The organism is Ruegeria haliotis, assembly GCF_013377785.1.
GTDB lineage: Bacteria > Pseudomonadota > Alphaproteobacteria > Rhodobacterales > Rhodobacteraceae > Ruegeria > Ruegeria haliotis.
Genome location: NZ_JABXWT010000002.1, coordinates 346,885 through 360,190, shown reverse-complemented (window position 1 = coordinate 360,190; position 13,306 = coordinate 346,885). Strand labels below are relative to the sequence as shown.

Annotated in this window: 14 protein-coding genes; 10 read left to right on the top strand and 4 right to left on the bottom strand. The window is 57.9% G+C overall.

What is annotated here, in order from left to right; all coding sequences use genetic code 11:
• The first annotated feature begins 40 nt into the window (after nt 1–40).
• Genes HW561_RS06735 through HW561_RS06725 form a run of 3 tightly spaced genes read left to right on the top strand, consistent with a single transcriptional unit; the run spans nt 41 to nt 2,063 of the window.
• Entirely contained in the window at nt 41–244 is a 204-nt protein-coding gene (locus tag HW561_RS06735) for a DUF2061 domain-containing protein (RefSeq protein WP_176862974.1), read from the top strand.
• Nucleotides 237–1,139 (top strand): fatty acid desaturase, encoded by a 903-nt coding sequence (locus HW561_RS06730; protein WP_176862972.1) that lies wholly within the window; start codon nt 237–239, stop codon nt 1,137–1,139. The genes HW561_RS06735 and HW561_RS06730 overlap by 8 nt, the downstream gene beginning before the upstream one ends.
• Nucleotides 1,140–1,160: 21 nt before the next feature.
• Nucleotides 1,161–2,063 (top strand): EamA family transporter, encoded by a 903-nt coding sequence (locus HW561_RS06725; protein WP_176862970.1) that lies wholly within the window; start codon nt 1,161–1,163, stop codon nt 2,061–2,063.
• Here the strand turns inward: HW561_RS06725 and HW561_RS06720 are convergent.
• From HW561_RS06720 to HW561_RS06705, 4 genes are all read right to left on the bottom strand, one after another.
• Nucleotides 2,060–3,460: a DEAD/DEAH box helicase gene (locus HW561_RS06720; RefSeq protein ID WP_176862968.1), complete on the bottom strand. Its 1,401-nt coding sequence runs from the start codon at nt 3,458–3,460 to the stop codon at nt 2,060–2,062. The two genes, HW561_RS06725 and HW561_RS06720, sit on opposite strands and share 4 nt — an antisense overlap.
• Before the next feature lie 184 nt (nt 3,461–3,644).
• Nucleotides 3,645–4,574 (bottom strand): glycosyltransferase family 2 protein, encoded by a 930-nt coding sequence (locus tag HW561_RS06715; RefSeq protein WP_176862966.1) that lies wholly within the window; start codon nt 4,572–4,574, stop codon nt 3,645–3,647.
• Nucleotides 4,571–5,326, bottom strand: a complete 756-nt coding sequence (locus HW561_RS06710) for a hypothetical protein (RefSeq protein WP_176862964.1) — start codon at nt 5,324–5,326, stop codon at nt 4,571–4,573. The genes HW561_RS06715 and HW561_RS06710 overlap by 4 nt, the downstream gene beginning before the upstream one ends.
• 49 nt (nt 5,327–5,375) lie before the next feature.
• Nucleotides 5,376–6,983, bottom strand: a complete 1,608-nt coding sequence (locus tag HW561_RS06705; protein WP_176862962.1) for a peptide chain release factor 3 — start codon at nt 6,981–6,983, stop codon at nt 5,376–5,378.
• Between the two features lie 109 nt (nt 6,984–7,092).
• Here HW561_RS06705 and HW561_RS06700 point away from each other — a divergent pair, with 109 nt between their 5' ends.
• The 7 genes from HW561_RS06700 to HW561_RS06670 all read left to right on the top strand — a co-directional run bounded on the left by HW561_RS06700 (nt 7,093) and on the right by HW561_RS06670 (nt 13,302).
• On the top strand, nt 7,093–7,458 hold the full coding sequence (locus HW561_RS06700) for a SnoaL-like domain-containing protein (protein ID WP_176862960.1): 366 nt from the start codon (nt 7,093–7,095) through the stop codon (nt 7,456–7,458).
• A gap of 88 nt (nt 7,459–7,546) precedes the next feature.
• On the top strand, nt 7,547–8,326 hold the full coding sequence (locus tag HW561_RS06695) for an SDR family oxidoreductase (protein WP_176862959.1): 780 nt from the start codon (nt 7,547–7,549) through the stop codon (nt 8,324–8,326).
• Between the two features lie 2 nt (nt 8,327–8,328).
• Entirely contained in the window at nt 8,329–9,441 is a 1,113-nt protein-coding gene (locus HW561_RS06690) for a hypothetical protein (protein WP_176862957.1), read from the top strand.
• Between the two features lie 105 nt (nt 9,442–9,546).
• Nucleotides 9,547–10,593, top strand: coding sequence for a methyltransferase domain-containing protein (locus HW561_RS06685; protein WP_176862955.1), 1,047 nt, complete (start codon nt 9,547–9,549; stop codon nt 10,591–10,593).
• A 107-nt stretch (nt 10,594–10,700) separates the two neighbouring features.
• A complete protein-coding gene (locus tag HW561_RS06680; RefSeq protein WP_176863657.1) occupies nt 10,701–11,759 on the top strand; it encodes an ABC transporter ATP-binding protein in 1,059 nt (352 codons plus the stop codon).
• A gap of 113 nt (nt 11,760–11,872) precedes the next feature.
• The gene (gene surE, locus HW561_RS06675; RefSeq protein WP_176862953.1) at nt 11,873–12,655 is read left to right on the top strand and encodes a 5'/3'-nucleotidase SurE; all 783 of its coding nucleotides are present in this window, start codon (nt 11,873–11,875) and stop codon (nt 12,653–12,655) included.
• The gene (locus HW561_RS06670; protein ID WP_176862951.1) at nt 12,652–13,302 is read left to right on the top strand and encodes a protein-L-isoaspartate(D-aspartate) O-methyltransferase; all 651 of its coding nucleotides are present in this window, start codon (nt 12,652–12,654) and stop codon (nt 13,300–13,302) included. Before surE ends, HW561_RS06670 begins: the two co-directional genes overlap by 4 nt.
• Nucleotides 13,303–13,306: the final 4 nt, after the last annotated feature.

The following is a 13,306-nucleotide window of genomic DNA, read 5'->3' as shown; positions in this document are numbered from 1 at the left end:
GTAACACTGTTGAGAGAACAATAAAAATATGGGGTCCGGAATGGAAACGCGACGAAGATCTGTCGTGAAGGCAGTCGTTTGGAATGCGATGGGGTTGGCGGTCATGACGCTGGTTGGCCTGATTGCCACTGGTTCAGCTGCCGTGGGTGGCGCCTTGGCGCTGATCAACACTGCGATCGGTCTGACGTTGTACGTGATTTACGAACGGGTCTGGGCGGGAATCTCGTGGGGCCGCAATGGCTGAACCTACGACACCCAAAGCTCCGGAATGGGGTACATTTGCTTTGATCGCCGCCTGTTATGCGACGTGGTTGGTGGTGATTTTCTGGCTGGCAGGCTGGTCTGTGTGGCTGGCGATCCCGGCGATGGGTGTGGTCGCAGCGCTGCATTCGTCGCTGACGCATGAGACGCTGCATGGCCATCCCTTCCGCGTCAAATGGCTGAACGAGGCGCTGATGGCGCTGCCGTTGACCTTGTTCATTCCATTCAACCGGTTCCGTGATTTGCATCTGGCACATCATCAGGATGCCAACCTGACCGACCCTTATGACGACCCCGAGACGAACTATCTGGACCCGCAGGTCTGGGCATCTTTGGCTGGGTGGAAAAGGCGTCTTTATTTCGCCAACAACACTCTGTTGGGCCGCATGATGCTGGGCCCGGCCATCGGGCAAGTCGCATTCATGCGCGATGAATGGCGCGGAGTGATGCGTGGGGACCGCGAGATTCTGCTGGCCTGGGCGCTGCATCTGCCCGGCGCAGTAGTGGTTCTGTGGATCGTGGCACAGTCAGCTATGCCGGTCTGGGCCTTTGTTCTGTCGGCTTATGTCGGGCTGGGGTTGGTCAAGATAAGAACCTTCCTTGAACATCGCGCGCATGAAAAATCCCGTGCCCGAACGGTGATTGTCGAAGATCGGGGGCTGCTGGCTTTTCTGTTTCTGAACAACAATCTGCACGTCGTTCATCATATGAACCCTGCCGCGCCGTGGTACCGACTGCCTACGCTCTATCGCGCGGGAAAAGACCGATACCTGGCCTGCAATGAGGCCTATGTCTATCGCTCTTACGCGCAGATTTTTCGGGAATATCTATTGAAAGCCAAGGACCCGGTGGCGCATCCGCTCTGGCCAAAGCATTGATTTAACGACAAAAGGAATTCCATGAGTTTATGGATTCCCGTCGCCATCGCCGCCGCATCGTTTCAAACCGTGCGTTTCATGCTGCAGAAATCGCTGAGCAGCGTGAAATTGTCGGCTTCCGGGGCGACCTTTGCCCGGTTTGCCTATTCCATGCCGCTGGCCGTTCTTGGCCTGATCATTGTATTGCAGAGTACCGGTGCAGAACTGCCGCCGCTGTCAGCGCGATTCTGGATATTCGTCGTCATCGGTGGCACAGCGCAAATTCTGGCAACGATCTGTGTGGTGGCCCTGTTCAAGCAACGCAACTTTGCCGTCGGGATCACGTTCAAGAAAACCGAAGTGATTCAAACCGCGATTGTAGGCTTTGTCATACTTGGCGACAGTATTTCGGCGGGCGCGCTCGTGGCCATTCTGTTGGGACTTTCGGCGGTACTGTTGTTGTCCAAAACACCGGGCAGCGAGGGGGCTTGGTGGCGACATCTGACCAATCGGGCCTCTCAGCTGGGGCTGGGGTCAGGTGTACTGTTTGCTTTCTCAGCTGTCAGCTACAGGGGCGCGTCGCTGGAGCTGGGTGACGTTGAGGCATGGTTTCGCGCTCTGATCACACTGGCAGCGGTGGTGTCGTTCCAGTTCCTCAGCATGGGGTTGTGGCTGCTGTGGCGCGACCGGGCCGAGCTGCGCGCGGTGTGGGATACGCGCCGTACCGGTGTCTTTGTCGGGCTGACCAGCCTTGGCGGGTCGTTCTGCTGGTTTTGGGCGTTCACCTTGCAGAATGCCGCGTATGTCAAGGCATTGGGGCAGGTCGAGCTGATCTTTAGCCTGATGGCCTCGACACTGGTGTTCCGCGAGAACATCACCCGGCGAGAGATCGCCGGGATGGCATTGCTAGGGCTTTCAATACTGGCGCTTGTGCTGGCGATTTAGCCAGTGCGCCGTTCATCAAAGCTGAGTGCGATGAAACTGGGCAGGTGATCACCCATACCCACGACAGAACGGCCACCGCTGTCCTTGCCGCGTCCGCCGCTTGGCTTGCGGTCCCGGGTGCGGGTTTTGGTCTCTGGCGCAGACTTGGGCTCATGCGCCGGTTTGGTCTCTGGCGCCACTTTGGGCTCAGTGGATCTGGTGCGCGGTTTCCGTTCGGGCTTCGGCGCGTCGGCCTTGGGCTCTTCGGTTTTGATCGGGCTGTCCAGCCGGGGAATTTCTTTCTGGATTAGTTTTTCAACCGCAGCCAGCGCCTTTTCATCCCGGCTTGAGCAGATCGTGATGGCTTTGCCCTCGCGCCCGGCACGACCGGTGCGACCGATGCGGTGAACGTAGTCCTCGGGGTGACCGGGAACGTCGAAGTTGATCACATGGCTGACCGAAGGCACATCCAAACCGCGCGCAGCCACGTCCGAGGCAACCAGCAGGCGCAAAGACCCGTCGCGGAAGCCATCCAGTGTTTTCGTACGCTGTGACTGATCCAGATCGCCGTGGATTGCTGCCGCGTCATAGCCGTATTTCTTCAACGATTTCGCACAGATATCTACATCCGTCTTACGGTTGCAGAAGATGATGGCGTTGGTGCATTTTTCACCTTCGGCGTCAATCAACGCGCGCAGGACATTGCGTTTCTGGCTGGCTTCGCGATCACGACGACCGCCTTTGAACATGACAACGCCCTGTTCGATGGTTTCCGATGCTGTGGCCTGACGCGCAACTTCGACCCGCGTTGGGGCGGACAAGAACGTGTCAGTGATCCGTTCAATCTCGGACGCCATAGTGGCCGAAAAGAACAGGGTTTGGCGTGTGAAAGGTGTCAGCGAGAAGATGCGTTCGATGTCGGGAATAAAGCCCATATCCAGCATCCGGTCGGCTTCGTCCACAACCATAATCTGTACGCCGGTCAACAGCAGCTTGCCGCGCTCAAAATGGTCCAGCAGACGGCCGGGTGTTGCGATCAGAACGTCGACGCCACGATCGATCAGGGCGTCTTGTTCTTTGAAGCTGACACCACCGATCAATAGCGCTTTGGTCAATTTCAGGTGCTTGGCATAGGTGTCGAAATTCTCGGCCACCTGTGCCGCTAATTCCCGTGTCGGACACAAGACAAGTGACCGTGGCATACGTGCTCGGGCACGGCCACGGGCCAGCAGGGTGATCATTGGCAGTGTAAAGCTGGCGGTCTTGCCAGTGCCGGTCTGGGCAATGCCCAACACATCACGACCTTCAAGCGCAGCAGGAATTGCGCCTTCCTGGATCGGAGTAGGGGTTTCGTATCCGGCTTCCTCAATAGCTTTGAGGACCTTCGGGTTCAGGTTCAGTTCGTTAAACTTTGTCATGTATGTCCGGTTCATGCGGACACTTGACTTGGCCCGCGCGTCTGAAATCTGTCGGGCCCGGATGGCCATGCGCCTCGTGCACATTTCGACTTGAGCGCGGACATAACAAAAAGGTGGATCGGGGTCAAATGAAGACCTCTTAACCCGGCGCTTACCTGTACGGTTCCGGGTTTTTTGCAACAATTCAGCCACTTCCGGGGAAGTGTTTCGCAACTTTTTCGTCCAAATGCAGGGGCCGGTGTTTGATCAACCCATGCGCTTGGAGCCGGGCACGCACAGCGGGGTCAACGCCGCTCATTTCATCATAAAAGGCGCGCAGCCCATCCAACCCATGCTCGGCTTCAATCCAGCTGTGCAATTCGTTCTTGTTCAGCCCGCCTTGTTCGCGCGGAACGTTGGGCGACATGTCGGGTTGGTAGGACCCCCGGTCCATTCGGAACTGGTAGTGCGCCGCCCAATGGCCCCAGTCCGGTGCATGGCGGTGGCAAAGCTCGATCTGCGGCACTTCGAATTTACAGGGCAGAAGCTTTTTATTCTGAAACAGGTTGTGGATGCGAAAGTTCAGGTTTTCCAAGCCCGTGCGGACAAAAAGCTTGCCCTGAACGTGACTAAGGAAACCGCCCTGAACAAAAGCCCCGTAGTTTGGATACAGGGCCTCGACGAGAGCCTCGCGATCTGGACTGTTTGGGATATGGGCCTTGTAAAGGTCTTCGCCCCCGGCCAAGGCCTCGATCGGACGGACGCGGACGGCAGGTTTGTCGGCAGGAACCGTTTGCAGCAAATCCGCGATGGGTTCTGAGGACCAGAGAAATTCATCCACATCGATATGGGCCAGCCAATCCAGATTGGTGTTGCGATAGGTGAACGTTGCATGGACCGTTTGACGGATCTGGTGTTTTTCCGGGCGGTTGCGATTGCGTTTTTGCCAGAAAGTGTCGTCACAAATCCGAACCCGGATCTTGGGGTGTTGCCGCAACACCCGAAAGGCGCGGCGGTTGGGTTCGTCCATGTAGATGTATAAGAAATTCGCCCCCAGATCGAGGTGATGGGCGGCGAATCGCAGGATATCGTCCGCAGGCCCCCGAACCATGGAAACGATGCCCCAGGTGGTCATGTGCGGGATTGCCGTGCGGCGCGACGGTCGCGCATGAGCTTTAATCGACGAAACACGCCGCCGGGGTCTTTGTTCAACTCGGTCATTAGGTGATCGACCAGCGGTGCGATGGTGGTGTCGTTCAGGGCCTTGGTCCAGATTGGCGCAATGAGATTGGTGTCCAGACCACCTTTGTCAAAGGAAAATCCTTTCATTTCAAAAGGCAGGGATACGTGGTTTTTGTCCTGAAACCGGTAAGGGACATCGGGCGCCTTGCCCGAGAACAGGCGCTCGAATTCGTACAGCTTCATCATTCCAAAGAACATGCGCAAGGCATGCCCTACCTCGCGCTGTGTCGGAGTTTCGCCGTGATCGGCAAAGGTCTGCACCGACGAGACCAGCCACCGCAGATCAAGCGTGGCGAGCAAGTGATCGGACTGTTCGGCCCAGAGGCGGCAGAACAAGGCTGGTGCTTGGCGGGGATAGGACCGTTTGCGCAGGTTCGAGATCAATTGAGCATTGAGAAACGCAAGTTGAGACCGGCCAACAAACTCTTTGGCAATCTGAACGCGCTTGCGATCCCAGGACGATGTGGGTGACCCGGTTGGCAAAACCGTCGCATTTTCGGGTACAGGCCGACTGGCCAGCGACGCAAGATTCACGTCTATATCGGGCAAGGGCTCAGTACCGAACTGGAACGCGCTGCGCCGGTTTTCATAGTTGTCCAGCATGTCGGGCAAGCCGCCGGGAAAGGTTAGATCATCCTCGCTCATGCGTGCAGGATTGCACAGCCAATCTCGACTGTGCAATCAACCAGTTGCATCACGTCATCATCTCTTTCGTCGCGGTAAGTTTCAGCGCAGGATAATCGCGTTCAACCCGGTCGATATCCCATTGCAGGCGTGTCAGATAGACAATGTCGCCGTCGTGGTCATGGGCGATGTGCTGCTTGTTGGCGTTGACGAATTTGTCCAACTCGGCCCTGTCCCCGCTGACCCAGCGAGCCGAGGTGAATTGCGAGTTGTCAAAGCGCACGGGCAGGCCATATTCCAGCTCGATCCGGCTGGCCAGAACCTCGAACTGAAGCGCGCCAACTACACCGACGATAAAGCCCGAACCGATCGAAGGCTTGAACACCTTGGCCGCGCCTTCTTCGGCAAATTGCATCAGCGCCTTTTCCAGATGCTTGGCTTTCATCGGATCGCCCGCACGAACGCCTTGCAGCAATTCAGGTGCGAAAGACGGGATGCCTTTGACGCGGATTGCCTCACCTTCGGTCAGCGTATCGCCAATGCGCAGCTGGCCGTGGTTGGGGATGCCGATGATATCACCGGCCCAGGCTTCTTCCGCCAGCTCCCGGTCGGAGGCCAGAAACAGAACCGGGTTCGAGATTGCCATGGGCTTTTTCGTGCGCACATGGGTCAGCTTCATACCGCGTTTGAAATGACCCGAGGCCATGCGAACAAAGGCCACGCGGTCGCGGTGCTTGGGATCCATATTGGCCTGAACCTTGAAGACAAAGCCTGAGACCTTCTTTTCTTCTGGCGATATCTGACGCGGCTCCGCCGATTGAATTTGTGGCTGCGGGCCGTACGCACCGATGCCTTCCATCAGTTCCTTGACGCCAAATGAGTTGATTGCCGAGCCGAACCAGATGGGGGTCATATGCCCTTCAAGCACCGCTTGCGGATCAAGCTTGGGCAGCAATTCGCGCGCCATCTCAACCTCTTCCAGCAGCTTGTCCAGCAGGTGTTCGGGGACATGTTCTGCTAGCTTGGGGTCATCCAAGCCGTTGATTTCGATACTTTCGGCCACCTTGTTGCGGTCAGCACGATCCATCAGTTCCAGTCGGTCGCGCAGCATGTCGTAGCAACCGATGAAATCCCGACCGACACCGATGGGCCATGCGGCAGGTGTAACATCGATGGCCAGCATTTCCTGAATTTCGTCGATGATCTCGAACGTATCGCGGCTTTCGCGGTCCATCTTGTTGCAGAAGGTCAGGATCGGCAGATCGCGCAGGCGGCAAACCTCGAACAGTTTCTGCGTCTGGCTTTCCACGCCCTTTGCACCGTCGATCACCATCACAGCCGCGTCCACGGCTGTTAATGTGCGATAGGTATCTTCCGAGAAATCGCTGTGACCGGGCGTGTCCACCAGATTGAACCGGAAATTCCCGTAATCGAACGACATCGCTGAGGCCGAGACCGAGATGCCCCGATCCTTTTCCATCTGCATGAAATCCGACCGGGTCCGCCGCGCTTCGCCCTTGGCACGCACCTGACCGGCCATCTGAATCGCCCCCCCGTACAACAGGAACTTTTCGGTCAGGGTCGTCTTGCCCGCATCCGGGTGCGAGATAATGGCGAATGTCCGGCGCCGGGCGATCTCGGGCGGCAATACAGGTTGGTTTGTGGCGGTATCAAGCATAGGCGCGCGTATAGGCGGGGAATCCTGCCGAAGCAAGACAAAGGGGCTGGTTCGAATCGTGCCATTGTGGCAATAAGAACATATAGTGAACAAATGGTGGAGTGGACCAATGAATTTGAAAGATATCGCACAAGAATTGGTGGCCGGATGTCGCGAGGATCGGGCTAAGGAAAATTTGGACAAGCTCTATGCCGCGAATGCCGTCTCGGTCGAGGCTGTGGATGCAAGTGGCACCATGGGGCGCGAAGCGCATGGCGTTGATGCGATCCGCGGCAAGCATGAGTGGTGGGAAAGCGCGCACGACGTCTCGGGCGCGACGGTCAGCGACCCGTTCCTGCATGGCGAAGACCGCTTTGCCGTAATTTTCGAAGTTCAGGGCACGGTGAAAGAAAGCGGCGACAGTTTTGATATGCGTGAGGTCGCGATTTATCACGTGGCTGACGGTAAAATCATCCGCGAGGAATTCTTTTACTAAACCATGATTGTGTTTCACGTGTCCGTTTCTGGTCTTTCTTGCGGGGCCGATGCTAGATGTTCAGCAAGAACCGTAAGGGAGGGCCAGAATGGACTTGGGAATACAAGGTAAACGCGCGCTGGTCAGTGCCAGCAGCAAGGGGCTGGGGCTAGGCTGTGCTGAGGCTTTGGCCGCCGCTGGTGTTGATTTGGTGATGAACGCTCGCGGGGCTGACGCGTTGGAGGCTGAAGCTGCGCGTCTTCGAACGGCACACGGCATTGCCGTTGAAACTGTGGCGTGTGACGTCACCTCGGAACGGGGGCAGGCCGAAGTGATCGATGCCGCGCAGGGAGTTGATATTCTGGTGACCAACGCGGGTGGTCCGCCGCCCGGATTGTGGTCGGACTGGGAGCGTGACGATTTTATCAAGGCGCTGGATGCCAATATGCTGACGCCGATCGCTTTCATGAAAGCCTTGTTGCCGGGCATGATGGACAAAGGCTGGGGCAGGGTGGTCAACATCACCTCGCAATCCGTGCGCGCCCCGATCCCGGCGCTGGGACTGTCGAATGCGGCGCGGACCGGGTTGACCGGATATGTCGCGGGCACGTCGCGGCAGGTGGCACCACATGGCGTGACGATCAATAATCTGCTGCCGGGTATCCATGCCACAGACCGCGCGGACTCGCTGGACAGCGGCGTGGCGTCGCAAAAGGGCATATCGATGGATGAGGCGCGGACGGAGCGTGCAGCGACCATCCCCGCGCGTCGATATGGAACGCGCGAAGAGTTTGGCGCGGCTTGCGCGTTCCTATGCTCGCAGCATGCTGGTTTCATCGTCGGGCAGAACATTCTGCTGGATGGTGGCGGCACCAACCTGACGATGTGATCATGGCGCAAGGGTTTTCACTGAAGGATCAGTTGTTTAACGCAGAAAAGACCCGCTACCTTGCGGGACTGTTTGCGGATTCTAAGCCGGATTTCGACGCAGCCACGTTCGAGGCGCTGGTGATGTCGCGCCTGCCTGAGTTGGAGCTGAAGGAGCGGATGGCCTGGATTGCAGAGTGCCTGCAACAGACAGTGCCGGGACGTTTGTCCGAGGTGGCTCCGGTGATCCTGCGCGCCTTGCCGCCACCATTGGACCCCGACAAAACGGATGACGACTTTGGCGATTTCATTTTTGCGCCTTTGGGTGATTGGGTGGTTTCCGTTGGGCTTGAAGACCCCGAACGCGCGCTGGATGTGTTTGAGGAGATAACCCAGCGCTTTTCCATGGAATGGGCGATCCGGCCTTTCCTGAATCGCTGGCCCGATCTGGTGATGGCACGGATGCAGGATTGGTGCGGGCACGACAGCTATCATGTGCGCCGTTTGGTCAGTGAGGGTACACGCCCGCGTTTGCCGTGGGGGCAGTCGGTTGGGCTGCAGTTGACGGATACTTTGCCCTTGCTGGACAAGTTGCACGATGACAGCACGCGTTATGTCACGCGGTCGGTGGCGAACCATCTGAACGATATCACCAAGAAAGACCCCGGTCTGGTTTTGGATCGGTTGCAATCCTGGCATTCGGATGGTCGGCAAAATTCTGATGAATTGGGCTGGATGACCTCGCACACCTTGCGGGGGCTTGTGAAGGCGGGCCACCCGGATGCAATGAAGATGCTAGGCTATGATCCTGATGCCGACGTGGCCGCGACCGTTGATCTGAACGGAGACGCCCGGATTGGCGAGGCGCTGGACTTCTCGGTTGCTTTGCAGGGGGTAGCGGCGCAGCCAGTGCTGGTGGATTATATCATTCACTTTCAACGTCCGGGCGGAAAAACCTCGGCCAAGGTGCACAAACTGAAACAGGCTGTTTTGAAGGATGGCGCGCTGAGGCTGGACAAGCGGCACAAACTGAAAGCGGATGCTACAACGTTCAAACTTGTACCCGGTACGCACCGGTTGGAGGTTCAGGTGAACGGTAAAATCCGCGCCGGTGTAGATTTCGATCTGCTGGAATGAGGCGCCTGTCCGCCCTCACGCTTTCGTCAAATCTTGCAGGGTCGGATTGCGCGGAAAGCCAGACTGCACTAGCTGCATTGGAGCGACACGAAAGGGAAAGCTGCGATGAAGCATGAATCGGTGCAGAATTACTATGGCGAAGTGCTGCAGAGCAGTGCGGATTTGCAGACCAATGCGTGCTGCACGCCAGACGACATGCCTGATCATCTCAAAAGCATCCTGTCAAAAATCCATGACGACGTTCTGACCCGCTATTACGGCTGTGGGCTGATTGCGCCGCTGGATCTGGAAGGCATGCATATCCTCGATCTGGGCTGTGGCGCAGGGCGGGATGTCTATGCGCTGTCGGCAATGGTTGGTGAAACGGGCCGGGTGGTCGGCGTCGACATGACGCCCGAGCAACTGGACGTCGCCCGCGCGCATCAGGACTATCACGCGCAGGCATTCGGGCACTCTGCCAGCAATGTGGAATTCCACCACGGGTTCATCGAAAAACTGGATGAGCTGGATCTGGCGCCGGACTCGTTCGACATCATCGTATCGAACTGTGTGATCAACCTGGCCACTGACAAAGACGCGGTTTTGCGCGGGGCGCATCGGCTGTTGAAAGATGGCGGTGAGATGTATTTCTCGGACGTTTATGCTGACCGTCGAATTCCCAAAGCGATGGCTGAGGATGAGGTTTTGTATGGCGAATGCCTGTCAGGCGCGCTGTATTGGAACGATTTCCTGTCGATGTCACGAACTGCGGGATTTGGCGATCCGCGCCGGGTGACGCATCGCCCGCTGAGCATTGAAAATCCGGTTTTGGAAGAGCGTGTCGCGCCGCTGAGATTTCTGTCGGCGACCTACAGACTGTTCAAGCTGCCCGAACTGGAACCGGCTTGCGAAGATTACGGGCAGGCAGTGATCTACAAAGGGTCCATCCCTAATGCACCGCATGAATTCGTCCTGGATGATCACCACGCCATTGAAACCGGCAAAGTCTTTCCGGTCTGCGGCAACACCTGGATGATGTTGCAGGACACTCGATTTGCCCGGCATTTCGACTTCATCGGCGATTTCTCGACCCACTATGGCATTTTCGAAGGGTGCGGTGGCGAAAGCCCCTTTGAGGCCACGGGCGAGACCGCATCTGGCGGATGCTGCTGATCCCTTGCACCTGAGGGGCGGGGTTGCTATCCCCGGCCAAGCCCGATGGATTTGATCGGGAAAGGCAATGGGGTCTATCGGTGACAGGTGACGCAGCTCCTCCTCGTCTGGAAATTCGCAATTTTATCCGCCGGTTCGAAGGGCGGGTCGTTGTCGATGACGTTTCGCTGACCGTTCAGGCGGGCAAGGTGACATGCCTGCTTGGTCCGTCAGGATGTGGCAAGTCCACGACTTTGCGCATGATCGCCGGGGTCGAGATGCAGGACTCGGGCGAGATTTATGTTGATGGCAAACTGATCTGCGACACGGTGTTTCGCGTCCCGCCGGAGCGGCGAGAGATCGGGTTGATGTTTCAGGACTTTGCCTTGTTTCCCCACCTGAGTGTGGCCAACAACGTGGCCTTTGGGTTGAAAGGCAGCAAGGACGAAAAACGCACCCGGGTCGAGGAACTGCTGAACAAAGTCGACCTGATGCGCTTTATCGACGGATTTCCGCATCAACTGTCGGGCGGTGAGCAGCAGCGTGTTGCCCTGGCGCGGGCATTGGCGCCGCGCCCACGGATCATGCTGATGGACGAGCCGTTCTCGGGCCTGGACAATCGTTTGCGTGATGGCATCCGTGACGAGACTCTGTCGATCCTCAAAGAACAAGACGCGGCCGTCTTGCTGGTAACGCATGAGCCGGAAGAGGCGATGCGCATGGCGGATGAGATTGCCCTGATGCGGCGTGGAAAAATCGTGCAACAGGGTGCGCCGTATAACGTCTACAACCGGCCAGTGGACAAGGCCGCCGTGTCATTCTTTAGTGATGTCAACGTCTTGCGAGCTCAAGTTAATGGCGCGCTGGCCGAAACTCCCTTTGGGCAATTTCTGGCGCCGGGGTTTCCTGATGGAACAGACGTCGAGATTATTTTCCGCCCCCAGCATATCAAGTTGGATTTTGACCGAAACGGCAAGGGTCCATTGCCGACGCCAACGGATGGCACTGCCGCGCGCGGCGTTGTCGAGCGTGCCCGGTTTCTAGGTAATGAAAGCCTTGTCGAGTTTCGGATGGACTATGACGGCTCGATCCTGAAGGCGACGGTTCCGAACGTGTTTGTGCCTGGGCCGGGGCGGGTCATGTGGCTGACCATTCGCCGTGACCGGTGCTTTGTATACCCCGTCTGAGCCGCAGTTTCCGCCCGAGTGGTGCCCGAAAGCCGCAGATTGCGTAACCCCGTTGCTTGCCGCAGCGCTGGGGCGGGTCTATCAAGGGCCAAACGCGGGGGTAGTTCGGGCACATGCGTATTCTTTTGACCAATGACGACGGGATCAACGCTCCGGGCTTGATCACGCTTGAAGCGATAGCCGCCGAGCTGGCCGGTCCGGATGGCGAGGTCTGGGTGGTTGCCCCTGCCTTTGAACAATCCGGCGTTGGGCATTGCATCAGCTACACGCATCCAATGATGGTCGCCAAGCTGGGCGAGCGTCGCTTTGCCGCCGAAGGTTCGCCTGCGGATTGCGTGCTGGCCGGGTTGCACGATGTAATGACGGATTGCCCGCCCGATTTGGTGTTGTCGGGGGTAAACCGGGGCAACAACTCGGCCGAGAATACGCTGTATTCCGGGACTATAGGCGGCGCGATGGAGGCCGCTCTGCAGGGCGTGCCCGCAATTGCGTTGTCGCAATATTTCGGACCGCGAAATCTGGGCCTGGACGACCCGTTCGAGGCCGCCAAGCGGTATGGCGCTGATCTGGTACGCCGCATTCTGGATGCCACACCGACTGAGCAGGGCGATTACCGTTTGTTCTACAATGTGAATTTCCCGCCCGTACCAGCGGACGAGGTGCTTGGGACGCGCATCGCACCGCAAGGCTTTCGCCGGGACACCCATTTCTCGGTCGAGCCGCACAGCTCACCTTCGGGGCGGCGGTTTTTGTGGATCAAGGGCGGCTACCAACACAACCCGACGGCGCCGGGAACGGATGCGGCGGTTAATCTGGAAGGCTATATCTCGGTCACGCCGATGCGGGCTGATCTGACGGCGCACGATGCGCTGGAGGCGTTGAAGTCGATCGAATGAGCGGACTTGATCCAGAAACAGTGATGCAGTTCCTGTTCGCCCTGCGCAAGCGGGGGGTGACGGATGCGCGCGTATTGGCGGCGATGGAGAAAATCGACCGGGGCCAGTTTGTCACCGGTCTGTTTGCCGACCGCGCCTATGAGGATATGCCGCTGCCGATAGCTTGTGGTCAGACGATCAGCCAGCCATCGGTTGTCGGGTTGATGACGCAGGCATTGGATGTACGCCCACGCGACACAGTTCTGGAGATCGGTACCGGATCGGGGTATCAGGCGGCTGTCCTGTCCAAGCTGGCGCGTCGGGTGTATACGGTCGAGCGTCACAGGCGGCTGGTGAACGAAACCGGGCGGCTGTTCAGCGAAATGGGTCTGACAAATGTAACAGCAATGTTGTCGGATGGATCCTTCGGTTTGCCGGAACAAGCGCCATTTGACCGGATCATCGTGACCGCCGCCGCCGAGGACCCGCCAGGCCCGCTCTTGGCGCAGCTTAAAATCGGGGGTATCATGGTGCTACCCGTGGGTCAGTCGGATGCGGTGCAGCAGTTGATCAAGGTCACGCGCACCGAGGATGGTCTGGACTATGACGAATTGTCGTCCGTTCGTTTCGTGCCTTTGCTAGAGGGGCTTGGGAAGGATGAGGCGTAAAGGA